General features: G+C 65.3%; 27 protein-coding genes. 7 read left to right on the forward strand and 20 right to left on the reverse strand.

The annotated features are described in order from the left end of the window. From nuoK to HSEST_RS05670, 10 genes are all read right to left on the reverse strand, one after another. Positions 1–303, reverse strand: coding sequence for an NADH-quinone oxidoreductase subunit NuoK (nuoK, locus tag HSEST_RS05620; RefSeq protein WP_229122710.1), 303 nt, complete (start codon positions 301–303; stop codon positions 1–3). Further along, positions 300–596 (reverse strand): hypothetical protein, encoded by a 297-nt coding sequence (locus tag HSEST_RS05625; RefSeq protein WP_229122711.1) that lies wholly within the window; start codon positions 594–596, stop codon positions 300–302. Before HSEST_RS05625 ends, nuoK begins: the two co-directional genes overlap by 4 nt. Further along, positions 593–865 (reverse strand): NADH-quinone oxidoreductase subunit J, encoded by a 273-nt coding sequence (locus tag HSEST_RS05630; protein WP_229122712.1) that lies wholly within the window; start codon positions 863–865, stop codon positions 593–595. The genes HSEST_RS05625 and HSEST_RS05630 overlap by 4 nt, the downstream gene beginning before the upstream one ends. A 485-nt stretch (positions 866–1,350) precedes the next feature. Beyond that, entirely contained in the window at positions 1,351–1,812 is a 462-nt protein-coding gene (locus HSEST_RS05640) for a NuoI/complex I 23 kDa subunit family protein (RefSeq protein ID WP_229122713.1), read from the reverse strand. Positions 1,813–1,840: 28 nt separating this feature from the next. Next, on the reverse strand, positions 1,841–2,899 hold the full coding sequence (locus tag HSEST_RS05645) for a complex I subunit 1/NuoH family protein (RefSeq protein ID WP_229122714.1): 1,059 nt from the start codon (positions 2,897–2,899) through the stop codon (positions 1,841–1,843). After that, positions 2,899–4,581, reverse strand: a complete 1,683-nt coding sequence (locus tag HSEST_RS05650) for an NADH-quinone oxidoreductase subunit D (RefSeq protein WP_229122715.1) — start codon at positions 4,579–4,581, stop codon at positions 2,899–2,901. The genes HSEST_RS05645 and HSEST_RS05650 overlap by 1 nt, the downstream gene beginning before the upstream one ends. Continuing rightward, positions 4,578–5,276 (reverse strand): NADH-quinone oxidoreductase subunit B, encoded by a 699-nt coding sequence (locus tag HSEST_RS05655; RefSeq protein WP_229122716.1) that lies wholly within the window; start codon positions 5,274–5,276, stop codon positions 4,578–4,580. Before HSEST_RS05655 ends, HSEST_RS05650 begins: the two co-directional genes overlap by 4 nt. 2 nt (positions 5,277–5,278) lie before the next feature. Next, positions 5,279–5,686: an NADH-quinone oxidoreductase subunit A gene (locus HSEST_RS05660; RefSeq protein ID WP_229122717.1), complete on the reverse strand. Its 408-nt coding sequence runs from the start codon at positions 5,684–5,686 to the stop codon at positions 5,279–5,281. Between the two features lie 125 nt (positions 5,687–5,811). Next, on the reverse strand, positions 5,812–6,465 hold the full coding sequence (gene purE, locus HSEST_RS05665; RefSeq protein ID WP_229122718.1) for a 5-(carboxyamino)imidazole ribonucleotide mutase: 654 nt from the start codon (positions 6,463–6,465) through the stop codon (positions 5,812–5,814). Between the two features lie 91 nt (positions 6,466–6,556). After that, positions 6,557–9,145 (reverse strand): efflux RND transporter permease subunit, encoded by a 2,589-nt coding sequence (locus tag HSEST_RS05670; RefSeq protein WP_229122719.1) that lies wholly within the window; start codon positions 9,143–9,145, stop codon positions 6,557–6,559. A 182-nt stretch (positions 9,146–9,327) separates the two neighbouring features. Between HSEST_RS05670 and HSEST_RS05675 the strand changes: the two genes are divergently transcribed. Beyond that, a complete protein-coding gene (locus HSEST_RS05675; RefSeq protein ID WP_229122720.1) occupies positions 9,328–10,119 on the forward strand; it encodes a TrmB family transcriptional regulator in 792 nt (263 codons plus the stop codon). A 37-nt stretch (positions 10,120–10,156) separates the two neighbouring features. Here the strand turns inward: HSEST_RS05675 and HSEST_RS05680 are convergent, their stop codons facing one another. From HSEST_RS05680 to HSEST_RS05690, 3 genes are all read right to left on the reverse strand, one after another. Then, positions 10,157–10,732 (reverse strand): winged helix-turn-helix domain-containing protein, encoded by a 576-nt coding sequence (locus tag HSEST_RS05680; RefSeq protein WP_229122721.1) that lies wholly within the window; start codon positions 10,730–10,732, stop codon positions 10,157–10,159. Between the two features lie 90 nt (positions 10,733–10,822). Continuing rightward, positions 10,823–11,449 carry a hypothetical protein gene (locus HSEST_RS05685; RefSeq protein WP_229122722.1) on the reverse strand — a complete coding sequence of 209 codons (627 nt, stop codon included), beginning with the start codon at positions 11,447–11,449 and terminating at the stop codon, positions 10,823–10,825. Positions 11,450–11,495: 46 nt separating this feature from the next. Beyond that, positions 11,496–12,251: a glucose 1-dehydrogenase gene (locus tag HSEST_RS05690; protein ID WP_229122723.1), complete on the reverse strand. Its 756-nt coding sequence runs from the start codon at positions 12,249–12,251 to the stop codon at positions 11,496–11,498. Between the two features lie 126 nt (positions 12,252–12,377). Here HSEST_RS05690 and HSEST_RS05695 point away from each other — a divergent pair, with 126 nt between their 5' ends. Both HSEST_RS05695 and HSEST_RS05700 read left to right on the forward strand, forming a co-directional pair. Further along, positions 12,378–14,132, forward strand: coding sequence for a MutS-related protein (locus HSEST_RS05695; RefSeq protein WP_229122724.1), 1,755 nt, complete (start codon positions 12,378–12,380; stop codon positions 14,130–14,132). Positions 14,133–14,164: 32 nt separating this feature from the next. After that, complete coding sequence (locus tag HSEST_RS05700) at positions 14,165–14,470, forward strand: hypothetical protein (RefSeq protein WP_229122725.1); 306 nt, start codon at positions 14,165–14,167, stop codon at positions 14,468–14,470. A gap of 219 nt (positions 14,471–14,689) precedes the next feature. Here the strand turns inward: HSEST_RS05700 and HSEST_RS05705 are convergent, their stop codons facing one another. The 3 genes from HSEST_RS05705 to HSEST_RS05715 form a co-directional block, all read right to left on the reverse strand. After that, complete coding sequence (locus HSEST_RS05705; RefSeq protein ID WP_229122726.1) at positions 14,690–14,986, reverse strand: hypothetical protein; 297 nt, start codon at positions 14,984–14,986, stop codon at positions 14,690–14,692. A gap of 260 nt (positions 14,987–15,246) precedes the next feature. Then, complete coding sequence (locus tag HSEST_RS05710) at positions 15,247–15,432, reverse strand: hypothetical protein (RefSeq protein WP_229122727.1); 186 nt, start codon at positions 15,430–15,432, stop codon at positions 15,247–15,249. 90 nt (positions 15,433–15,522) lie between these two features. Beyond that, a complete protein-coding gene (locus HSEST_RS05715) occupies positions 15,523–17,364 on the reverse strand; it encodes a DEAD/DEAH box helicase (RefSeq protein WP_229122728.1) in 1,842 nt (613 codons plus the stop codon). Positions 17,365–17,478: 114 nt separating this feature from the next. On the opposite strand from HSEST_RS05715, the gene HSEST_RS05720 reads away from it, so the two are divergent. Then, positions 17,479–17,760: a DUF357 domain-containing protein gene (locus HSEST_RS05720; RefSeq protein ID WP_229122729.1), complete on the forward strand. Its 282-nt coding sequence runs from the start codon at positions 17,479–17,481 to the stop codon at positions 17,758–17,760. Positions 17,761–17,921: 161 nt separating this feature from the next. Continuing rightward, positions 17,922–18,902, forward strand: a complete 981-nt coding sequence (locus tag HSEST_RS05725) for a transcription initiation factor IIB (RefSeq protein WP_229122730.1) — start codon at positions 17,922–17,924, stop codon at positions 18,900–18,902. Between the two features lie 128 nt (positions 18,903–19,030). Here the strand turns inward: HSEST_RS05725 and HSEST_RS05730 are convergent, their stop codons facing one another. Together HSEST_RS05730 and grpE are read right to left on the reverse strand one after the other, a co-directional pair. Continuing rightward, a complete protein-coding gene (locus HSEST_RS05730) occupies positions 19,031–20,233 on the reverse strand; it encodes a CBS domain-containing protein (RefSeq protein WP_229122731.1) in 1,203 nt (400 codons plus the stop codon). A gap of 52 nt (positions 20,234–20,285) precedes the next feature. Further along, on the reverse strand, positions 20,286–20,972 hold the full coding sequence (gene grpE / locus HSEST_RS05735; protein WP_229122732.1) for a nucleotide exchange factor GrpE: 687 nt from the start codon (positions 20,970–20,972) through the stop codon (positions 20,286–20,288). Positions 20,973–21,184: 212 nt separating this feature from the next. Between grpE and HSEST_RS05740 the strand changes: the two genes are divergently transcribed. Further along, entirely contained in the window at positions 21,185–22,444 is a 1,260-nt protein-coding gene (locus HSEST_RS05740) for an MFS transporter (RefSeq protein ID WP_229122733.1), read from the forward strand. Positions 22,445–22,461: 17 nt separating this feature from the next. Here the strand turns inward: HSEST_RS05740 and HSEST_RS05745 are convergent, their stop codons facing one another. After that, positions 22,462–22,629 carry a hypothetical protein gene (locus HSEST_RS05745; protein WP_229122734.1) on the reverse strand — a complete coding sequence of 56 codons (168 nt, stop codon included), beginning with the start codon at positions 22,627–22,629 and terminating at the stop codon, positions 22,462–22,464. Here HSEST_RS05745 and HSEST_RS05750 point away from each other — a divergent pair. After that, positions 22,598–23,461 (forward strand): alpha/beta hydrolase, encoded by an 864-nt coding sequence (locus HSEST_RS05750; protein WP_324254843.1) that lies wholly within the window; start codon positions 22,598–22,600, stop codon positions 23,459–23,461. The genes HSEST_RS05745 and HSEST_RS05750 overlap by 32 nt on opposite strands. Before the next feature lie 18 nt (positions 23,462–23,479). Here the strand turns inward: HSEST_RS05750 and HSEST_RS05755 are convergent, their stop codons facing one another. Beyond that, positions 23,480–24,358: an ArsR/SmtB family transcription factor gene (locus HSEST_RS05755; protein ID WP_229122736.1), complete on the reverse strand. Its 879-nt coding sequence runs from the start codon at positions 24,356–24,358 to the stop codon at positions 23,480–23,482. Positions 24,359–24,474 lie beyond the last annotated feature (116 nt).

Consider the following 24,474-nt stretch of genomic DNA (forward strand, 5'->3'; position numbering starts at 1 on the left):
TTACCACCGCATCGTTGTCGGAACGGTCACGTCGATCGTCTCGAAGTTGCGATACAGTACGAGGATGATACCGAGGCCGATAGCGACCTCGGCCGCAGCTAGCGCCATTCCGAACAGCGCGAACACCTGCCCGGTGAGATTGCCGTGCTGGAGCGAGAACGCGACGAAGTTGATGTTCGCTGCGTTGAGCATCAACTCGACGGACATCAGATAGATCAGTGCGCTCTCCCGGACGAGAATTCCGAACAGACCGATCGAGAAGACCGCGGCCGACAGCAGCAGATACCACTGTGTTTCGATCACGACTCGTCACCTCCTTCGCGCCGGGCCAACAGCAGGGCACCGTCGAGGGCCGCGTCGAGCACGACTGCGATCGCGAGGAACGCGAACAGGAAGCCTTCGGTCACGAGCGGTGACTGATCGGCCAGATCGAACAGTGCGTAGCCGATCCCTTCCATGACGCTGGCACCGGCCTCGAACCCGGCTGGAGCGTCGAACCCGGCGGTCAGGATGACGGCCGCGAGCACGCCGAACAGCGCCAGCGCGGCGACGCCAGGTACCGGGTCGAGGTCGCTGGCGAGTCTCGGGCGCCTCATGAGGCCACCTCACTGTCCGAGGGGTCCGATCGGTTGCGTGTGAGCATCACGGCGAACGTGATCAGAATCAGGACCCCGCCGACGTACACGAGGACCTGCATCACTGCCAGGAACGGCGCCTGTGCGAGGACGAAGTGGACAGCGACGCTCAGAAGCGCCACACCCAGCAGCAGCGCCGAATGCCACACGTCACGCATCAGCACGACGCCCAGACTCGATCCGAGCGTGACGAGGGCAAACAGCGCAAAAGCGAGTGTCTCATACACCATACTATCGGTCACTCCGAACGGACGCCCTTTGAAGATTACTGTCTCAACGCGGTCGAGACAACGTTCCGGCAACAAATTCCAGTTTCTCGCCGGAACGATTCGCCACCCACCGACTACCTTTTTATGCGTCGGGTTTTCCTCGGGCCGACGGCCCTGCGGGCACCGCGTTGCGGCTTCGCCGCAACGGCATTCGGTCGCGAGCGTCGCCCGCGACCTGCTCGCGCACGAAGCTGGACCAAAAATCCCGACCTCACTTCGTTCGGTCGAGGTCAAACAACTGGCTTCCGCCGCTATTGATAGTCGACTTCGCCCTCGCCTTCACCGATCCAGGCACCCCGGTCCGGTTCGCGTGCCTCGAGCGGGTCAACATCAACCACCTTTTTCCGCATCGGGTTTTCTCGGGCCGAGGGCCCTGCGGGAACCACTCGCGCAAAAAGCTGGACCAAAAACCTCGACCTCACTTCGTTCGGCCGAGCCCAAACCAGCTACTGATAGTCGACTTCGCCCTCGCCTTCACCGATCCAGGCACCCCGGTCCGGTTCGCGTGCCTCGAGCGGGTCAATGTCCTTGTACCACGGGACGTTCTTGAGTTGCTCTTTGTTGTAGGCCAGTTCGTCTTTCGTGTCGGCGGTGAACTCGAAGTTCTGGGTCAGCAAGATCGCGTCGACGGGACAGACCTCCTCACAGAGCCGGCAGTAGATACACTGCCCGATGTGGAGGTTGTACTGCTCGCCGTTGCGCTGGTCGTCTTGGACGATCTGGATCGTGTCGTTCGGACAGACGCTCTCACACTGGCGACACCAGATACACCGCTCCTGACTGAACTTGTGGACCCCGCGGAACCGGGGGCTCACTTCGGGCGTGTCTTCGGGATACTCGACGGTAAAGGTCTGGCCGTCGAGCGCGTGTTTCATCGTCGTTGCCATCGATTTGAGCAGTCCGATCATTGGGAATCACCGTCAGTTAGTCGGGCCGTCATACGCCGACCACCCCGACGATGACGGCGGTCAGGATCAGGTTGGCGAAGCTCAACACGAGCAGTCCCTTCCAGCCGATCTCGATGAGCTGGTCGATGCGCACCCGCGGGAGCGCCGAACGCGCCCACTGGGTGAACAGGAAGACGGCCCAGATCTTGGCCGTGAACCAGACGATCCCGGGCAGCACCGGGCCGGCCGGGCCGCCGAGGAACAGCGTGGCGACGAGCGCGCCACCGAGGAAGATGTGGATGAACTCACCCAGGTAAAAGAGGACGAAGTAGACACTCGAATACTCGGTCTGGTAGCCAGCGACGATCTCCGTGGGCGCTTCCGGGATGTCGAAGGGGTTGCGTCCGACTTCCGCCAGGTTCGCGATCATGAACAGCGCGAACGCGAACGGGTTGAGGATGCCGAACCACGCGGGGATCGCGACCGGACCGAGTTCGATCAACGTCTGCTGCTGGACGGCGACGATCTCGCTCATCTGGAGCGTCCCGGCGAAGATGACGACCGACGCGCCGGTCAACACCAGCGGGATCTCGTAGGCGAGATTTTGCGCGACGGCTCGCAGTCCGCCCAAAAACGAGTACTTGTTGCTCGAGGAATACCCGGCCATCACCAGCCCGAGCGAGGCGATCGAAGCGACGGCGAAGACGTAGGCCAACCCGACCTCGGGGTCGGCGACCTGGATGCCGTTACCCATCGGGATGACCGCAAAGCCGAGCAGCGCCGAGCCGGCGAGCACCAGCGGCGCCAGATCGTAGGCCGGCCGGTCGGCGTCCTCGGGGATGATCAACTCCTTGCTGAGCAGACGGACCGAGTCGACGATGATCGTTCCCAGGCCCCACGGGCCGACCCGATTGACCGAGATCCGGTCGGTGAACGACGCCGTGATCTTCCGTTTGGCCCACGGGCCGGCGACGGCCGTGTTCAACAACACGAACGTCCCGACCAGCGCCGCGGCGAGCAGACTGGCGAGAAACTCACCGGCGATGCCGAACTGCTCTAGTCCAAGCAGATCGGAGAACGTCTCGGGCAGGGGTGCCGACCCAGCCATCAGCGATCGACCTCCCCGAGCACGATGTCGAGGCTCCCCAGCGATGCGACCATGTCCGGAATATATTCGCCCTCACTCATCTCCGGCAGCGTCTGGAGGTTCGAGAAGCACGGCGACCGGATCTTGAACCGCGCCGGCTTGTCCGTGCCGTCGCTGCGCATGTAGATCCCGAGCTCGCCTTTCGCACCTTCGACAGCCTCGTAGACCTCTTTGCCGGCGTCCGGCTGGAGCGTCCGCGGGACGTTGGACTGAATCTCGCGGTCGTCCTCCGGCCAGTCTTCCAGCAGGTCGGCACACTGGCGGATGATCTTCGCCGACTCCTCGACCTCTCGCATCCGGACGAGTACACGCGAGTAGTTGTCGCAGCCGTCCTCGGTGACGACGTCCCAGTCGAGTTCGTCGTAATATCCGTAGGGGTCGTCCCGGCGCAGGTCGTAATCGACGCCCGATCCGCGGAGGACGGGACCGGTCGCGCCGTAGTTCTTCGCGACCTCCGGCGGGAGGACGCCGGTGTCGATACACCGCAACTGGAAGATCTCGTTTTCCGTGATGAGGTTGTGATACTCCTCGATGTACTCCGGGAGACCGTCGAGGAACTCCCGCACGTCATCGAGGAACTCCTCGCGGGGTTCAGGCAGGTCCCAGGCGACCCCGCCAAGCCGGAGGTAGTTGAACATCAACCGCTGGCCAGTCAGGTCCTCAAGCAGATTCTGGACGGCCTCGCGGTCCCGAACTGCGTACATAAAGATCGCGTTGAAGTCACCGTAGACGTCCAGCCCAAAGGTCCCGAGTGCGAGCATGTGCGCGGCGATGCGGGTCAGCTCCGCACTCATCGTCCGCAGAACCTGCGCGTACTCGGGCACCTCGATGTCGGCCATCGACTCGGCCGCACGGGCGTAGGCCCACTCGTTGAGGATCCCGCCCGGCGTGTAGTCCCACCGGTCGGGGTAGGGCATGATCTGGTGGCGGTAGGTCGACTGCTCGCACATCTGCTCCTCGTTTCGGTGGAGGTAGCCGATGTCCGGATCGATGTCGGCGATCTGCTCGCCGTCGAGCACCGTCTTCACGTGGAGGACGCCGTGCGTCGCGGGGTGGTGGGGGCCGATGTTGACGAACATCGTGTCCGAGTCCTCGCCCGCGCTGTGGTCCTCCGCGAGGGGGTTGACGTGCTCGCGCAGCGGCACGACCTGTGGCTGGTTCTGGTTGTAGTCTTTCCCCATCGGATGGCCCTGCCAGGTCTCCGGCAGCAGGATCCGGCGCAGGTCCGGATGGTCGTTGTAGTCGATGCCCACGAGGTCGTAGGCCTCCCGTTCGTGCCAGTCGGCTGTCCGGAAGACCGGTTCGGCGCTCTCGCTGACCGGTTGGTCCTTGTTCGTCGGGACGACCACACTCAACTGCTGGGTCGGGTCGTCGAACTTCTTGAGATGGTAGATCGACTCGTAACGGTCCTCGTACTCCTGGGCCGTGACCGCCGAACAGTGATCGAATCCGGCCTCCGTTTTCAGTGCCGAGAGGGTGTCCTGAACCGCGTCGGGCCGGATCACCAGCGCCTCTGCGTTGACGTGGCTCTCCCGATCGATGACGTGCTCGGAGACGAGTTCTTCCAGCGCGTCGTAGTCGAGGCCGTCTTCGGTGGCGCCGACCTCACTCGTCGTCGGTGGTTCTGGCTCTTCTAGACTCATGGTTGCTCAGTCCAGTCGTATCGCATTACGAGGTCGTCCTCGTCGATCTCATCGGCCAACTGCTGTACGAGTTCGTCCCGGTCGAGGTCGCCGAACTCCTCGAGTTCGTACGGCTTGACCGTCACCGGCGCGGTCTCGCCGTGTGCGATCCGCTCCTGGAGCTTGGCGACGCCGTAGATCAGTGCCTCGGGACGGGGCGGGCACCCGGGGACGTGGATGTCGACCGGAATGACTTCCTCGGCCCCTTTGATGACGTTGTATCCCTCCTGGAAGGGGCCGCCCGAAATCGTACACGAGCCCATGCCGATGACGAACTTCGGCTCGGGCATCTGGTCGTAGATGCGCTTCATCCGCGGGGCGAACTTCGAGACGATCGTCCCGGGGATGATGATCACGTCGGCCTGTCGCGGCGACGCTCGGGGGACGCCCGCGTGGAACCGGTCGAGGTCGTGTTTGACCGAGTAGGTGTGCATCATCTCGATGCTGCAGCAGGCGATCCCGAACTGCAGCATGAACATCGACGACCCGCGAACCCAGTTCATGAACTTGTCGAACTTCGTGAGGATGAACGGCGACGTGCCGAAAGCGTCGCGTAGCTTCGAGTTGAACCGATCGTCGACGCCCTCTCCCATCCGCGCTTCCTGGGTTGATTTCCCGCCTGTACCGTCTCCCTGTGGTGTCTGTTCACTACTCATGGTTACCGTTCGACCTTCTGACGCTGTGCCCGCGGGCTCCGTACCCACCGGACTGCGCCGTTGCGCCACGCCCAGCCGAGGCCCACGACGAGGGTCCCGACGAACACGAGCATCGGGACGAGCGCTCGTGTCATCCCAACAGCCTCGACGGCGTCGGTGTAGATGACCGTCCAGGGGAATATCAGGACCGTCTCGATATCGAAGACGAGGAACAGCAGCGCAACCATGTAATACTGGATGTTGAACCGGATGCGCGTGCCCCCTGTCGGGATCTCCCCGCTCTCGTACGTGGCGCGTTTGCTCAGTTCTGGGACGCGCGGGCGAAGTAGTGCCGACACGATTATCATCGCCACCGGGATGAGAATCGCCACAATCGCCAGCGCGCCGATCGCGATCCACGGATTACTCATAAGACTCCTGAGCGTCGCTTGGGAGCGGTCGCATATAAGGATTCAGTGTTGCCGTTTTCGGCAACGCTAGCCGTTTTTGCCTCGCGAATCGGTTCGATCCCGCTCGTAGGTCGCTTCGCTCGCGGTCACTCCTCCCAGTGCTCGGCTTTGAACCCCGGCGTCCCCAGTTCGTGAAGGTCTCGGGAGACCTCGCCGACCCCCTGCTGGAGATCTCGATGATAGTCGACGAGTCGCTCGCGGAGTTCGGGGTACTGGCGAGAGAGGATCTGGACAGCACTCAGCGCGGCGTTGAACGACTTGCCCGCGTCGACAGCGGTGATCGGCGCGCCCTGTGGCATCCCGATGACGCTGTCGACGGACTTCTCCTGGACCGGCACGCCGATCACGGGCAACGGATAGGCGATCGATGCGGTCATGTTCGGCAGGTCGGCCGACTTGCCGCCCGCGCCCGCGATGATCACGTCCAGTCCGCGGTCCTCGGCGGTCTCGGCGTAGGCGTACATCAGTTCGGGGGTGCGATGGGCCGAGACAACGAACGTCTCGAAGGTAAAGCGCGCCTCAGGGGCGTCCGTGTAGTCGGTTTGCTCCGCGAAGCCGAGTTCCTCAGCGAGGGCGGCGTACGCACCGGGTCGCTTGCCCTTGCCGCCGGCCATCGTCGACAGGTCCGAATCGCTGCCCATCACGATGCCCACGTCGGGGGTCTCCTCGTTCGGCCGGTCCGTCTCGGCTTGCTCGCGTAGCTGGTCGATCAGCGACTGGACGCTCTCGGGAGTCGTCATGTGCGTGGCTGTGCGCGGCCGCTCCCTAATACTGACGGGATCCGATGTCGAGACGGACCGGGCACGCGGCGAGTCCGAAATCCCCTCCCCATCAAACCTCGGTGAAACGCCCGTTGAGCAGCCGCTCGCGCACGACCAGCAAGCCCGGCAACATCGTGACGACAGCGACGAACGCGAAGACGATCGCCAGTCCCGTCACGATCCCGAACCGCTGTAGCGGCGGCGAGAGGGCAAAGGCGAGCACGCCGAAGGCCGCCGCAGTCGTCGCGGCACTCGCCAGGAGTGCTCCACCGGTACCGGTGATCGTCCGGTTCAGTGCGGACGCGAGGCTTTCGGCGCGTTCGCGTTCGTCCATGAATCGCTCGCTCGCGTGGATGCTGTAGTCGACGCCGAGCCCGATCGCGAGACTCGTGATCACTGCCGTCTCGCTGTTGAACGACACGCCGAGTACCGACATCGCTCCCAGGAGCCACGCCAGTGCCACCACGACCGGCACGAGCGCCACGGGCCCCAGCGACCACGAGCCATACCGGACGCGGAACAGCGCCGTCAGGAACCCCAGGATGACCACGAGCGTCACCGCGAAGGCCTCGATCAGCGTCTCCAGCAGCGCGTCCTGGATGACAGCAGTCGTGACGGTTCCGCCGGTCGCGACCGCCGTGATTTCGGTCGTACCGTCGCCGTTGTCGGCTGCGTCCCGCTCAACTTGTGTCGCGAACGCGCGCGTGTCCCCGGCGATCGTCTGAGCGGACTCACTGGAGCGAACCGAGAGCAGCAGACGCGCGGAGGTGATCGTCCCGTCTTCATTGCGGCTCAGGACGTTGCTCGCGGCCTCGCTGTCGATCTCGAACAACTCCGCGTAGATCGCCGTGACGTTCTCCTCGGGTAGCCCGTCGCCGTCGGTGTCGTTCGCGGCGACGCGTGCGGCGAATCCGGGATTGTCCCCGGAATCGACCGCGTCACGCAACACGGTGTGTGGCCCGTCGATGGCCGCCTGCCCGCCCGGCGCGAGCTGGATCGAGCTGTCGGACTCCACAGCGTGGCTGGCGTTGTCGATCGCCGAGAGGACCGAACCGTCGGTCACGTCTCCGCGTATCAGCACCTGTGACTGACCGTCGTCCCCACGGAGCTGGAAGTTATCGCTCAGGTATTCGAAGTCATCGGCGATCGTGTAGGTCCCCGGCTCCAGCGGTCCCGGGAGATACTCGGCCCAGTCGGGCGCGTCCTGCGGGAGGAAATCGGCCTCGTTGAACTCCGTGTCGATCGTCGTCGCACTGTAGCCGCCGGCGACCGCGAGCACGAGCGCGACGGCCACAATGGCAACCGGCGCGCGCGTCGCCAGGCTCGCGAGCCGTTCGAGCACGGCGTTCGCGAGACCGCTCTCGACGCCGAACGCCGGCTTGGCCCGCGAGCGACCGAGGCGGTTCTCGACGACCGAGTCGACTTCGATCTTCAGTGCCGGCAGGAACACGCCAAAGGCGACGAACGTGGCGAAGATGCCGCCGGCGCTGAGGACCGCGAAGTCCTGGATGGCCGGGAGCGGACTGACGACGTTCGACAGAAATCCCACGCCGGTCGAGACAGTCGCCGCCGCCAGTGCGAGGACGACACCTCCGAATCCGAGCGCCATCGCGGCCCGAATTGACAGGTGCTCGCCGCCGTCGCCCCGTTCGAGCGTACCCTGGCGCGCCTCCCGATAGCGCATAACGACGTGCAGGGCGTAGTCGATGCTCAACCCGATCAACAGGAAGGGCACGGCGATGAGGATGACGTTCATCGGGATCGCGAGCCACCCCATAATCCCCGCGAGCCAGGCCATCACGATGCCAATCCCGACGAACGCCAGCAGGATGTCCAGCACGTCACGGTAGGTGATCCCGAGGACGAAGACGATCAGCGCGAGCGCGAACGGCGTGATGATCGCGAAGCTGTCACCGGTCGCCCGCGAGGAGGCATCGTCCTGGATCCCCTGTCCGAACACGAACGCGTCGTCGAAGCGCTGTTCGACCAGCTTGTCGATCTCGACCTGGGCATCGTAGGCCGGAGGATCCGCGTTCGAACCGCTGTCGTCGGCCTGAAAGAGCAGCGTCAGCCGCGCCTCGGCGCTCGTCTCTCCGGGGTCGTAGCTCCGCGGGAGGAACGCGTACGGGTCCTGTTCGCCCGGGAGCTCGGCGTCCGGATCGAGCACTCGTTCGAGCAGTTGTTCGAACCCCCTCCGATCGAGGTTCTCGAGCGCCTCGATCTGTCGATCCAGCGATGGCACGCCGTCCGGCTGCCGGGTCTCGCCGGAGCTGGCATGTACTGCGGCCGTCGCGACGACGTTCTCGATGCCGACCGTCCCCGGCTCGGCGAGCGTCGCGTTCAGCGTCTCGTCGTCTCTGACCGACCGCTGGAGGTACAGCCCTTCGAGCAGCGACTCCTGGGTCAGTACGTCACCGCTCTCGTTTCGGACGACAATCTGTGCGACGATCCCGTCGTCGCCGCCGTAGTTGTCTCGGACAAACTCACCGGCTCGTGTCTCCTCGGAATCGATCTCGAACTGGCCCACGTCGGAGCTACCGGCGTCTCCGAGTGTAGCACCAGCCGCGACAACGGACGTGACGAGGAGGACAGCAAGGACGACGAGTTTGCTGTGCGTCGCGATCCAGTCCGCGTACCGCTGTGCGACGGGGCCGCCCATCTCAGGCCCACGCCCCTGGCTCCGCGTTCCCGTGCATACCTAGCCAGTAGCCACGATCAAGTTAAGTGTTTGTAGATTCCTACTATATTTGCAGCCATTGGCGCCACGCAGTCACAGCGGCCCGAACGGACGCGACACGGGAAGCACGGTGAGGCGACTGGACACAACGGAGGGAAACAGACATGAGCGGACAATCCGAAGCGGAGTCGATGAGCGAACGGGAGGCCATCGAGGCGCTGGAGACGCTGGGACTGTCGAACTACGAGGCGCAGGTGTTCGTCGCGCTCCAGCGCCTCGGGAGCGCGAGCGCGCAGGCGGTGAGCCGCCGCTCCGAGGTGCCGCGGTCGCAGGTGTACGGCGCTGCCGACGACCTCGCCGAGCGCGGGCTACTGGAGGTCGTCGAGTCCTCGCCGAAAACCTACCGGCCGGTCGGCCTCTCGACGGCACGACAGCTGCTCACCGAACGGCTCGAACGCGAGACGGATCGGGCGTTCGAGACGCTGGAAAACCTGCGTGCCAGCGATCCGTCACCGACCGGCGGCGACGTCTCGACGTTGCGGGGCCGACAGCCGATCGACGACCGAATCGCGTCGCTCGTCGGCGATGCCGAATCGACCGTCGTGTTCGTCTCGCCGACTGCCGGATCGCTGACCGACGACATCACGGCTGCGCTCCGGGACGCCGCCAGTGGTGGTGTTGCAGCGACGCTTGTCACGGCCGAGCCGTCGCTTCGCGACCAGTTTCGCGGGACGCCGATCGAGGTGTTCGTGATGTCGGAGGACAACCCGGCGGATTTCGCCGGCCGTGCGCTCATGGTCGACGACCGGACCGTGTTGCTGGCCGCCGAAACGGACGCCGAACCGGTCGAAGAAGAGGCGCTGTGGACCGGCGATTCCAGCATCGGGCGCATCCTCGCGGCGTTCATGCGATCGGGGATGGAATCCGGGCGCGATCGCCACCGGGACACGTCCTAACGAGCGGGACGAATCCGTCCCACTCGCTCGTCGTCGGTTACTCCTCGCTGGCTTCGTCCGCTGGATCGTCGTCGCTGTCGCTCGCGTCCTCGACGGAGATCGTCACGGGTTCGTCGGCTTCGCTCTCGTCGGCGTCGAGATACGAATCGAGGTTGAAGACGGTGTTGAGCTGGTCCTGGACCTCGTCGACGACGTCCGAGACGAGGTCGCTCGGAGCCATCGCGCTGTACTCGTAGGGGTTGTTCCCCGCGCCGTCGCTCTCGCGTTTTTGGCGGGTCACCTTCTCCTCGTCGTGGAGTTCCGCCAGCGCTTCCCGGACCGTACTCGGGTACAGACCGGTCGCCTCGGCGATTTCCTCGCTCGTGCTGTGTGGCTGCTGGCGGAGCGAGACGTAGATCCGCGCCCGTGTCTCCGTCTCGAGCACCCACGCGAGCAGGTCCACGAACCGATCGTCGAACCCCTCGACAGCGCGGTCGGCCTCCTCTTCGAGTCGCTCGCGGACGCTTTCGTCGTCTTCGACTGTCACCTCGACCGCATCGTCGGATTCGTTCTCGACGTCGATTTCTTCGGGGCTGTCCTCGCTCGCGTCGTCTGTGGTATCGTCTGCAGACATGCGTCGTTTCTACGAGGACAAAAGTGATTCCCGAATAAAAACCTTGGCTCGCCGAGTCGGCGGCCCACTGCCACAGCAAGCGGATGCTTCTCAGGGCTGGCGGTCCCGTGCCCACTGGTTGCGCTTCCGTCCCGCGTATCGATAGAGGAATACCCCGAGCACGAGCACGACGCTCCCGACGGCGAGAAACGCCGTCTGGGCCGCCCAGGCGTCCGATCCGAAGGCGCCGATCGACTGGGCGTCCACTCCCAGGATCGCTCGCCCGGCGACGATCAACACTGGTGTCGACGCGAGTGTCGCGCCGAGGACGACCAGTCCAGCGGCCACGATCGAGCTCGGAACCGCGAGCCGCGCGAGCGCCATCGCCGGCAGAAACCAGCCGGAAAGAAAGACGAGACCGGACAGCCACAGGGGAAGCGAGACGACCGACCCGACGACGAACAGCACGACCGGCGCCATCGGGGCAGTGATCGCCAGCGCGACCAGCAACCGAACCCACTGGGGAACGTACGTCCCCTCGGCGATGTCGAGATCCCTGTCTTCGAACAGCGCGTCGGCGGCTTCCTCGGTCAGGCCGCCGTCCTCGTCGAGAAAGACGAGCCCGCAATCGGGGCATGTCCCGCCGTGTTCCGTGATCGACGACCCACACCGCGGGCACGTCGCTTCGGGACTGGCGTCCCCGTGCTCGTTGCTATCTCCCCCGCGCTGGTCGGTCATCGACGACACTTCGGCGCGGGCGTATTTTAGGGTGGGGATCGCCGCCCTACTGGCTCGTCAGGCCGCCGTCGGCTACGAGCGCCTCGCCGGTGACGAACGACGCGTCGTCCGAGCAGAGCCAGACGGCGGCGTCGCCGATCTCCTCGGGCTCGCCAAGCCGTCCGATCGGCGTCGCAGCTATCGCGCCGTCGACGGCCTCGTTGTCGCCGGACGAGCGGTCGACCATCGGCGTGTCGATGACACCCGGACAGATGGCGTTTACCCGGACACCCGCTTCGCTGTATTCCAGCGCCGCGGTTTTGGTCAGCCCGATAACGCCGTGTTTGCTGGCGACGTAGGGGCTGATCTCGGGGAAGCCGACCTTCCCGGCGATCGAGGACGTGTTGACGATCGAGCCGCCGCCGTCCTCGAGCATGACCGGGATCTCGGCTTTCATCGCCTGGAAGACGCCCTTCAGGTTGACGTCGATTACCTGCTCCCAGTTGTCCATCGGCTGGTCGGTCGTCGGTTCGTTCGCCCCTTCGATGCCGGCGTTGTTGAACGCGAAGTCCAGCCCGCCGTACGTGTCGACCGCGGCGTCGACCATCGCCTGGACGTCCTCGAAGTCGCTGACGTCCGTCTCGACGAAGATCGCCTCGCCGCCCATCTCTTCGATCTCTTCGACGGTCCCGTTGCCGTCCGCGACGTTCACGTCGGCGGCGACGACGCTGGCCCCCTCCTCGGCGAACCGCAGTGCTGCTGCACGACCGATACCCGTACTCGCTCCCGTGACTATCGCGACGCTGTCGCTGATGCCATCCATAGTTATCACGTCCGGCGTCCGGACGAGTGGAACTACAGCGGGCCCGCACATATACGTGTGGGATAGATATCATGTAGGTAAAATTCGGGTGGAAAGCTATACCCGGGCCGGGGACGACGCTCCGATATGCGACTGGAGGACTACTGGGGCGTCGGGCCGAAGACGAGCGAGTTGCTCGCGTCCGAGCTCGGCGTCGAAGCCGCCGTCGAGGCGATTGAGAGCGGCGACGTCCGGACGTTGACCGATGCCGGGCTCAGCCGGGGTCGCGCGACGCGGATCCTCCGCCGTGTCGAGGGCGGCCCCGCGATGGACGTTCTCGCCACGCGGGACACCCGAGAGGTCTACAAGGACTTGCTGGCAGTGATCGGCCGCTACGCCGTCACGGATCACGCCGCCGACCGGATCCGCCTGCTGACCCCGCTCGCCGAGCGAGCCGACATCGAAGACCGACTGACGGACGTGATCGAAGCCAGGGACACCTGGGCGCGGTTGGACGATTCCGACCGCGAGACCGTCATGGACGCCTTCGAGGCCTACGAACGACTAGACGGCGAGCAGTCCGCCGTCCGGGCCGCGCTCGCACTGCTGGATGCGGGCCTCGATTCGGGTGTGTTCGCGCCGCTGGGTGACCTCGAGACTGACGCGCTCGCGGACGGCGCCGACGCGTTAGCTGCCCTGGACGGGGACGGGACCGTCGCTGACGGCGCCGACGAGCGACTGGACCGACTCGAATCACGGCTCGGGACGGTCGACGACATGGCAGCGGACAGCGACGCGGTCGTCGAGGCCGTCCGGGGCGAGATCCAGACGCCCGAGGAGTTCGAGGAGGGCGTCCTCGATCACGTCGTCCGGGAGACTGACGTCGACATCGAGCGCGTCCGTGCCGCGATGCCGTCCGACGCGGCCGACGCGCGGGACTTCGTCGCGGAGACGCTCCGATCGCTCGCCGACGATCTCCGTTCGGCCGTCGACGAGCGCGCCGAAACTGTCGCCGAAACCGCTCGCGAGACGATCGCGGACACGCGGCCGGAGATCGACGCCGCCGTCGCGGCAGTCGACGACATCGCGCTGTCGCTGTCGCTGGCTCGCTTCGCGATCGACTTCGATCTGACCGAGCCTGCGTTCGTCGAGGACAGCGACGTGCTGGCGGTCGAGGGCGCCCGAAACCTCTTCCTCGAAGCCGCCGACGAGTCCGTTCAGCCGGTCGACTACGCCGTCGGCGAGCACCAGCTGCAGTATCCGACGGCGAACGCCCCGCCGAGCGGCGACCGCGTCACCGTTTTGACGGGCGCCAACAGCGGCGGGAAGACCACGCTACTGGAGACGCTCGCGCAGGTGCAGTTGCTCGCGCAGATGGGACTGCCTGTACCGGCAGAGACGGCGGCAGTCGGGCTCGTGGACGCGATTGTCTTTCATCGACGCCACGCTAGCTTCAACGCCGGCGTGCTCGAATCGACGCTGAAGAACGTCGTCCCGCCGCTTTCGGCCGAGGGACACACGCTGATGCTCGTCGACGAGTTCGAGGCGATCACCGAGCCGGGCAGCGCCGCCGACCTGCTACACGGGCTGGTGACGTTGACAGTCGAACGCGAGGCGCTCGGCGTGTTCGTCACGCACCTCGCGGACGACCTCGAACCGCTGCCGGAGTCGGCGCGTGTCGATGGCATCTTCGCCGAAGGGTTGACCCCTGAACTGGAACTGGAAGTCGACTATCAGCCCCGTTTCGAGACTGTCGGCCGTTCGACACCGGAATTCATCGTCTCGCGGCTCGTGGCCGACGCCGACGATCGCGAGGAGCGAGCCGGGTTCGACACCCTCGCCCGGGCGATCGGCCAGGAGGCCGTCCAGCGGACGCTTTCGGACGCCCGATGGTCGCGATAAAGCGTGCATTGACAGTGTTGGAGTCCCTATCGATGGTGATGCTCAACAAATGTCCCTCGATGGGTGGGAAGTGCCGCTCGGCCGGCTACGCGTGGCTGGCGCTCAATGGTGTCCTGTACGCGCTCGCGCCGCGACTGGCGCTCAAGATGTCCTCGAAGATGCTGACGATGGGGTTCGAAAACGCCGACGAACTCGAACCCCGCGAGTGGTATCAGGACGCCACGCGCGCGACCGGCGTCGGGATGATCGCGACCGGTCTCGCAGGGCTCGCGTTCGAACGCGGCGGCGAGGATAGCCAGGGCGATGCAGAAGCGGACGAAGCCGAAACTGCGGCGTAGCAGTCCAATGGCATCGGATTGAACCGCCGGCGTCAGCGACGGCGCCGACGGCAGTTGCGATCGATACGACGACGGTGGTATCGCTGTTCGATGAGCGCGGCTCGGAGGGCCAGTGCCTGGTACATGCTATCAACGGGGGTGTACCCCCAGACCCCGAGCGGGAGTCGAACCCGCGTGCCGGGTCGCCGGCACGTCCATCCGGGGCAGTCGACGGTCCGATCACGCCGCCGTCTCGACGCGGTCGACGCCCATGACGCCGAAGCCGTCGGCGAGCGTCTTTCGAACGACCTGCTCGTCGTCAGCGGGAGCGGCGACCGCAACGTCGACGACGGCCGTGACCTGGATGTCAGTCGCACGCGGCTGCACGTCAGTTACGTCCCGGATCGTCACCGCGTCGACGCCCGCAACGTCGCGGAGGACCGTCTCGACGCTCTGCTGGAGATCACCGCCCGCTTCGCGGGTGACCCAGAGCGTGACTGTCGCCGTCACGTCGGTGTGTCTGGCTTGCACTGCCATAGGCCGGCGGCCGGGATCGAACCGACGAATCGCGCCTTCGCGCGCCGGGTGCTGCGGCTGGTCGACAGTGATACCTCTCGTACCGCGTCAGTGAGGCCGACTCCCGACCGGATACGGCTGTGGTCAGGGCCAGATACGCCGATCGCGAGTCGACCGACTCCGAGGCGATATCGACGGCGGAAAACGGGACGTGTCCACGCCGGTCGTGGCCAGTCGCCCGCCGTCGGGCACCCGACGGGTGCCGATCCCCTCGAAGTGGGTTACGCGGCGAGGCTGGCTGCGAACCGGGTGGACCAGCGATCCAGAACCGGACCGACATCCCCCTCGCCGCGGATCGACGGGGCCGGAATCAACCCCTCGATCGCGGCCGTGCCGTCGCTACACACAACGGCCGGCGACGGAGAGCGGATGTCGGTCATCTGGATCACCTGATCGCTGTACTCCATCCTGTGACGGGAAATATATTAGTTCTTTTGCACTATTGAAAACCACTCACATGGGGGTTCATACCACGGGGCAGTCGACTCACGGGATCGTCAGGACGAGTCGGGATCGTCTGATTCCGGAGCGTCGGACTCGACGGCCTGTGCTGACTGCTCGGTTACTGTGACACCCTTCTCGGCGAGATGGCGGATCCGCTGGCGGGCGAAATCCTCCTCGCGCGAGCCTCGCGTCGCGAGGACGTACATCCTGGCCCGCCCGTCCGGGCGCATCGTCCGGCCGGCGCGCTGGGAACTCTGTCGGCGCGACCCGCCGAGTCCCGAGGCGACGATCGCGATTTCGGCGTTCGGTAGGTCAATCCCCTCGTCGCCGACCCTGGAGACGATCAGCGTATCCCGCTGTCCGGACCGGAACGCCTCGAACAGTTCCGATCGGCGTGCGTGGCGGGTCTCGCCGCTGACGAACGGGGCCTCAAGCGCCGCCGAAAGCGCCCGGCCCTGATCGAGGTAGTCGACGAAGACCAGCGCCTGCTGGCCCTCGTGCTGGCGGAGCAGCTGACGCGCCTCCTCGATTTTGGCCGGGTTCGTCGCGGCCAGCTGGCGGCGTTCGTGGCCCTGCGCGCTGACGTACTCGTTGCGCGCGGTCTCGTCGGCCCAGGGGAGATACCGGATCTCGACGGTCGGCTCGGCGACGAACCCGGCATCGAACAGCGCGTCCCAGTCGGTACCGATCGGGGGGCCGATCAGCGTGAATATCTCCTCCTCGCGGTCGTCCTCCCGGACGGGCGAGGCTGATAGTCCCAGCCGGTGGCGGCTCTGGAGATCGGTGCTGCGGCGGAACACGTCGCTGGGTACGTGATGGACCTCGTCGTAGACGATCAGTCCCCATTCGCGATCATCGAAAATGTGGCGGTGGCGGTCCATCCCGGCGGTCTGGTAGGTCGCGATCGTCACCGGTCGGACCTGCTTCTGTCCGCCGTGATATTCGCCGATCTGGTCGTCGGTGAGCGTCGTCTGACTCAACAGTTCCTCGCGCCACTGGGTCGCCAGTTCCCGGCCGGGCACGAGGATCAGCGTCTCGCCTTCGATGCGCGAGAGGATGCCCATCGCAGCGACGGTCTTGCCGCTGCCCGGCGGCCCGACGAGCACGCCGGATCGGCGTTCGAGGAACGACTCGACCCACTCGTGTTGGTACGGTCGCAACTCGGGGTGGAGATCGACCGGCAGCGGCTCACCGGTATCGAGGTCGCGTCGATCGACGACGGGATAACCGGCCTCGTAGAGCGTCCGCTTGACCGTCGCGACCGACTCCTCGGCGACCCAGCTCTCGGTGTCGGAGAGCTCGGCCCGGAGCTGGCCCGCTTCGAGCTTCTGTCTGGCGACGTTACCCATCAGGTCCGCACTGGCGGCTTCCAGGACGACGTAGCCGTCCTCGTGGGTCCGGAGCGTGAACTGGTGGGCCCGCTCCCACTGATCTTCGATCCACGCTTCGAGGTCGGGTTCGCGGTCGGGCAGCACGTCCCGCACCGTCCCGAGCAGGGCATCGACGTCGTCGTAGGGGGCCTGCCAGATGTCGGCCGGCTGGATCTCGTAGAGGTATCCCTCCGATCCGGTCGTGTCGATCAGGCGGGCGAACTGCGAGAGTTGGGCGCGCGTGAACTGCCGGGGCTGGTCGACGACCAGCTGGCGACGATCGGGGAAGACGACGATCCGCTCGCGGTCGGTCATCCGTGACCACTCCTCGGGATAATACACGATCGGGTCCGAGGAGACGTCCTGTCGCAGCAGGGGGCCGTCCTCGACCAGCGCATCGAGGGCATCAGTTGCCTCGTCGTGGTCGAGGTCACGCTGTTGAGCGTAGCGGGTCGCCGTCACGACCGGCTGGCCGATCGCTTCGAGCGCGTCGTAGAACGTTTCCGCAGTCGGCTCGGGAGTCACTGCCCCTCCTAGTCGAGTCGGCTACAAACGGTTTGCGGGACGTACCGAACCGTCGTTGCGGCCGTAGCGAGCCGAACCGTCACGCTCAGGCACGCGGAGGCCGACGTATTCGCTATGGCGGACATCGTCGAGAAGACTGATCGCTACGAGGGATTGCTCAGCGAGGCGCTCGCCGAAGCGACGGTTGCACCGCCCGAAGACACACCTCTCGAAACGGCGGCAGCCGAGTATCTGGAGATGGCCCGCTCGTATCTCGAAGACGGGCGTCATTTCCGACAGCAGGACGACCTCGTCAACGCGCTGGCGGCCTTCTCCTACGGACACGCCTGGCTCGATGCCGGTGCCCGGATGGGCCTGTTCGAGGTCCCGACGGAGGGTCACCTTTTTACGGTTTGAATCTCTGTGGGTCTCCCTCTCATGGATGGTAACCGTAGGTAATAAATACTAAAGATGGTGGGTATATAAAGACAGACAAAAGATTTATATACTTTTCTCACTAACTATGGGTCAAGAGGGCGACGGTCCCCGAACCACGCAGTTTCGCCCTTTCGATCATCATGAGTGAGACAACAACACGAGCAACAACTGGCGAACACGAGCGAACGGCCGAACGAGCGGAGGCACCGGCAGCCGAACAGGAGGTCTGTCCGGAGTGTGGCGGCCCGCTCGTAACCGACGAGGAGCGCGGCGAGACGGTCTGTGACGACTGCGGACTCGTCGTCGAGGAAGACGAGATCGACCACGGACCGGAGTGGCGCGCGTTCGATGCCGGCGAGAAGGATCAGAAGTCCCGTGTCGGAGCGCCGACGACGACAATGATGCACGACAGAGGACTGTCGACCAACATCGGCTGGCAGAACAAGGACGCCTACGGCAACTCCCTGTCGTCGAGCCAGCGCGAGAAGATGCAGCGACTCCGCACCTGGAACGAGCGGTTCCGCACGCGCGACAGCAAAGAGCGCAACCTCAAACAGGCGCTGGGCGAGATCGATCGGATGGCCTCCGCGCTTGGCCTGCCCGAGAACGTCCGCGAGACTGCAAGCGTCATCTACCGGCGCGCGCTACAGGAGGACCTGTTGCCCGGCCGGTCGATCGAGGGCGTCGCGACGGCCGCGCTGTACGCCGCCGCCCGGCAGGCGAGCGTCCCCCGTAGCCTCGACGAGATGACGACCGTCTCCCGCGTGGACAAGATGGAATTGACTCGGACGTACCGATACATCGTTCGGGAACTGGACCTGGAGATCAAGCCGGCCGAGCCCGAGAGTTACGTCCCCCGATTCGTCTCGGATCTCGATCTCTCCGACGAGGTCGAACGGACCGCCCGGCGGCTGCTCGAGGCGGCTCGCGAAGCGGGACAGCTCAGCGGCAAGAGTCCCGTCGGGCTCGCCGCCGCTGCGATCTACGCCGCGGCCCTGCTGAGCAACGAGCGCGTCACGCAAAGCGAGGTCAGCGAGGTCGCGGACATCTCCGAGGTCACGATCCGCAACCGCTACAAGGAACTGCTGGAGTCCGATGGCGTGCGGGGCCTTTCCGCCTGATCGGACACGCGCTGTTGTTGTCAATCTTCCCGGGCGAGCGCGACTCTGTCGCTGTACTGCCGGCTGTGATATTTTAAAAATCCGATATATGCACTCGTCGAACAGCGTTGCCACCGGACGGCAGCCGATCACCGGCTCCCGTCCATCGAGAGCGACTCGTCGGCCGACCCTGGCGAGGGTTGGCGACGGACGTTGCCCCCTTCTTTGATGATATTCAGTGCCGTCAGCAGGTCTGACCGGGTGAGCAGGCCGACGAACTCCCCCTCGTCGTAGACCAGCAGTCGCCCGATGCTGTTGCGCTGGAGGCGTTCCATCGCATCCATCGCGCTCGCGGTCGGCTCGACCGTCTCCAGGTCGGTCGTCATCACCTCCCCAACTCGGTAGGCATCACGTTCGACCTCGCGGACCGCACGCGCGTCTTCGAGCGTGACTAGCCCGACGATCTCACCGTTACGCACGACGGGAAAGCCCGTGTGGCGTTCCCGGAACATCTGCTCGATCAACTCGGCGACGCTGGCGTCGGCAGCGACGGTCTGCACGCGATCGGCCGGGGTCATAATGTCTCGGACCTCAAAGCCTTCAAACGCGGCTTTCATCATCGTCTGCTGGGCCTCACCTGAGGCGCCGATGTAGATGAAGAAGGCGATTGCGACCAAAAAGAGGCTGCCGGGACCGAACAGACCGAACAGCCCCAACAGGAGCGCAAACGCCTTACCGACCTCCGCGGCAATCTTGGTGGCCCGGGCGTAGCCGCGATTGCGGGCCAGCAGCGCTCGCAGGACGCGGCCACCGTCCATCGGAAAGCCCGGCAACATATTGAACACGGCCAGCGCGACGTTCAACAGTGCCAAATACCCCAGCAGGAACTTCCCGGACGCGAACACGACACCACTGCCACTGGGAGTCAGGAGAAACCCGACGTACGAGAGGACGCCGAGGGCGACGCTCACGACAGGGCCAGCCAGCGCGATCACCAGTTCGTGTCGCCAGTCTTCGGGCATCTCGTCGAGCTGGGCGATCCCCCCGAACAGCCACAGCGTGATCGACGAGATCGGATAGCCATACCGGATCGCGACCAGCGAGTGGCCCAGTTCGTGTAACACGACACCGACGAACAGCCCCGTCGCGGCCGCTAACCCGAGCACCCACCTGATTGCGCCGGCTTCGAGCGGGCCGACCGGCAACCCGGCTCCCCACACGTCGTTCAGCACGGTGACCGTCTGACCGATTTGCACGCCGATGATCCAGGCGAAAAGCGGCAGCACGATCAAGAAAGTGAGATCCAGCTGAATCGGGATCCCGAACGCGCTGCCGATCCGAAAGCGTGGCATACCTGCCTGTAGTCGGGGAGTCACCTTAAGCCCCACCGACGGCGGTCAGCGATCACTCGTCGCTGACGGCGACCTGAGCGGTGCGGATGACCTTGTCGGCCATCTCGTAGCCCGGCCGATGGACCTCAGCGATCGTCCCCTCGGGTTGGTCGCTGTCCATCCGGACTAACACTTCGTGGCGCTCGGGATCGACCTCGTCGCCGGGATCGGGTTCGATCGGTTCGACGTTCTCGTCCTCGAGGACGCGGTCGAACTGGCCGAGCGTCGTCTCGATCCCGTCCCGGATGTCGGTGTCCTCGTCCTGTTCGAGTGCGCGCTGCAGGTTGTCCCGGACGTCGAGCAAACGCGTGACCAGATCCTCTGTCGCGCGCGCTTTCTCCTGCTCCCGACGCTTTTGCATCCGCTTTTTGTAGTTCTCGAAGTCCGCCTGCTTGCGTTTGAGGCGCGATTGCAGTGACTCGACCTCCTCCTCGTAGTCGTCGAGTTCCGCCTCGAGCGCCTCGACCTCGAACCGCAGCGTCGCGATCTCGTCGGCGATCTCGGCGGAGTCGCTCGATTCGACGTGATCGAGCAATTCCTCGGCGACGTCGAGCTCACCGTCGTCAGGCTGTGCGGACTCGTCCGCGGCCGTCTCCTCGTCGGGGGCATCCTCGGCTGGTTCTCCGGTGTCAGTCGCCGACTGTGTCACGTCGCTCTCCTCGGCCGTCTCCTCCTCGGACATGCCCTCCTGGTCGGTCATGTGCGGACAAAGCCGATACGGCGATAAAAGAGTTGATACTGCTTGTGCCGGTCGCCCCGTGTGATACGGATTATCGTAACGACTCACCACCCCGACCGCCCCATATCGGGCGGTCGATACGGAAGGGGCGTACACCAGTCCGTATGCCAGACGAACGTGTCGGGCGGCAGTCGGAAGACTCAATTGGCTCACTGAGAGGGGTGGAAATATAGGTGAACTCGAACTGGGGACGCGGTCGATTCGGGCTGGCATCGGGGAGTCGCGGCATGCTCCTGGTGAGCGTCGCAGTCGGCTGGTTTTTCGCACTCGGATTGCGCTTCGTCTTGCAGGGCATCCTGCCGACAATCGCGGCGTCGTTCCCCGCTGCGACGGAGACCCAGGCCGGGCTCGCAGTCACGGCCCTGTGGGCGACCTACGGAATCGTCCAGTTTCCGGCCGGGATTACCGCCGATCGGATCGGCGAGGGGCGCGTGCTCGTCGCGAGCCTGCTCGCGAGCGCCGTCAGCGTGCTCGCGTTCTCGCTCACGCCGACGTTCACGCTGTTCGTGATCGCGATGGGGGTGTTCGGGGCTGCGACCGGTTTTTACAGTCCGCCTCGAGGGACCCTACTGACGCGAGTGTTCTCCGGACGGGCCGATCAGGCGCTCGGACGGACGCTGGCCGCCGGCAGTCTTGGCGCCGCTGTCCTCCCGGCGCTCGCCGCCGTACTCGTCGACGGGCTGGGATGGCGTGGGACGCTCGGTCTGGCGGCCCCCGGATTCCTGCTCGCCGCGCTGTTCGTCTACCGGAGCACCCGCGGGCTCGACGAGCGAGACGACGGAGCCAGTCACGCGGAGGCGGGATCCGAAACTGAAGCCCAACAGCCATCGGTCCCGACCGCCATCAGAGCCGCTGCTCGGGCGGTCTGCTGTCGTCGGACGGGGCTCGCAGTCCTCGCAGCGATCGTCATGTACTTCGGCTACCAGGGGTTCACCGCGCTGGCGACCACCTACCTCGTGACCGAGAAAGGGTTTACTCAGTCCAGCGCGGGTGTGCTTTTCGGTGGTCTGTTCGTCGTCGGCGCGTTCTCACAGTGGTTGTCCGGGGTTCTCGCCCAGCGAGCGCGTCCGGTTCGTGTCCTCGCCGTGGTTGCCGGTATGAGCGTCCTGCCGCTGGTCGGTCTGGTCGTCTTCGAGAACCGACTGTTCGTCGCGGCGAGTATGCTGTTAAACGGCGTCCGGATGGGGTTCGCGCCGGTCTCGAACGCGTTCATTATCGACCTGCTCCCGGCGGATGTCGAGGGGACGACCTGGGGCGCGATCCGGACGAGTCTGTTCGTTGTGAGCTCGCTCGCATCCACGATGGTCGGGGTGCTTGCGGACGCGGGTCAGTTCGACGGCGCGCTGCTCCTGCTCGCCGGCCTCACCGGTGCAGCAGCAGCACTGTATGTAGCGCTGCTGTCCACCCGATTCTCTCAATCGCCCTCCCCGTGAGAAACGGGTCGTGACAGCTACTCTGAGTCTCCCTCGCTGACTCCGATAACTCGGAGCAGCGCAAGCGGAAGTGTGACGAGGTCTAACGCGAGGGTCGACACTAAGACGACGACTTCCGTGTCTGCGTCGAAGTCGAGCACACCCTCCTCTTTCGTGAACCCGAACGGCTCCGTCCACGTCGACATATCCCGTAGTGACGTCCTTGTTTGTCATAAATATTCGATTCCGGTCAGCCAAAGCGTCTTCTCGGACGAACTCAACGGATCAGATATGGCCTCACGCGTCATCGTCGAACGGGACGTGCTGTTTCGCGAATTCGAAGACAGGACGCTCCGGCTGGACACCTATCGACCGGCCGAGACCGACTCGAACCCAGCCATCGTCTACGTTCACGGCGGTGCCTGGCGGGCCGGCAGCAAGGGGCAGTTCAGTCGCTATGCAGTCGAGTTCGCCGACCGCGGCTACGTCGGGATCAATCCGAACTACCGGCTCGCGCCGGACGCGACGATGGCGGAGATGGTCGCCGACGTGCGGGCGGGGATCGACTGGTGTCACGAACACGCCGAGTCACTGGGCGTCGATCCCGACAGAATCGCTGTCGCTGGCCACTCCGCCGGTGCACACCTAGCCGCGCTGGCCGCGCTCGCTGCCCCCGAGTTTACCGGCGACGACAGTGCCCCGCCGATCGCAGCGCTGATCGCGTTCAGCGGCGTCTACGACGTTCGTGCGGAGAAGTACGCGCCGCTGGTCGGCGACCGGCCGGACGCCGCGGCGCGGTCGTCCCCGATCACGTGGGTCGACGGTGGCGCGCCACCGACGTTTCTGGGCCACGCCGTCGACGACGAGACCGTACCGATCGACGAGACTGACGCCTTCTACGAGGAACTGCTCTCTGCCGGCATCCCGGCCGATCGATTCCGGGCCGATGGTGGCGGACACACGTTCCTGTACGACGATATGGGCTGGTACGAAGAGACGACCGAACGGCTCGCGGACTTTCTCGATCGGCACCTCTAGCGGAGGGGCAGCGACAGATCACCGACGCGTGACTCGCTCGGTCTCGAGGACGTTCGTCCGCTCGTCGACGGTCACCCGTAGCGTCTCTTCGTCGAGCGTGATCGGAACGGTCACGCGCAGTGGCTCCTCGCTTTGCAGGACGGCGTCGCTGTCGTCGATACAGCAGTTGAACTCCCAGAATGGGCGGTCGTCGGCGTGCTCGCCGTGATCGTGCAGGAACGCGACGACCGCCGGATCCGCGAGCAGCCGGACGCCGATCGTCGTGCCGATGGTCACCTGACAGCTCTGACAGACGCTCACGGCCGGATACCGAAGGTGCCAGTCCGGGTCGACCTCGACGGTCGTTTCGGTGCGTCCGCCGCAGTGCGGGCAGATTCCCTCGCGGGCGAGCGTGAAATCGCGCCAGGTCTGCTTGCTGTAGGCGGCGAAGAACTCGGCCGGATCCCGTTCGAGGCGACCCCGTGGCGGGAAGTAGCCGATGTTCACCAGCACCGGGCAGTCCGGGCACCCGATGACGACCCGTCCGTCCGAATACGAGGCGTGCAGTTGCGTATCACAGGACGGACAGTCCGCCTCGACGTCGATGTCGACGTCCGGCGGGGACTCACCGAACCGCTCGTCGAAGACGACGTCGAGCGCTGACGTGCCGGGCGTGCGCAGGCGATACTGGCCGTCAGTCTTCTCGACGAACCGATCGAGGAGTTCGTCGAGGTGGTAGTTGAAGTGGCCGCTGTCGGAGAATCCGGCGGCCGACTGGAGTTCGGCGAACGACAGCGGCCCGGACTGCCACAGCGCCAGCAGGATCCCGATTCGGTTCTCGTCGGCGAGCGACCCGAACGCGGACGCGGCCTGCGCGACGTTGACGTCAGTGTCCCGATCGACAGCCCTGTCGGTCATCGATAGGCCAGTTTCGCCGTCCGGATAGTTAGTTCCACGGATATTCGGTGTACGACTATTCACCGACCGCGACGAGCGGGCAGTCGACCCGCGATGACAGACGGCATTGAGGGCCT

Origin of the sequence: Halapricum desulfuricans (assembly GCF_017094465.1) — an archaeon.
In the GTDB taxonomy this organism is placed as follows: domain Archaea; phylum Halobacteriota; class Halobacteria; order Halobacteriales; family Haloarculaceae; genus Halapricum.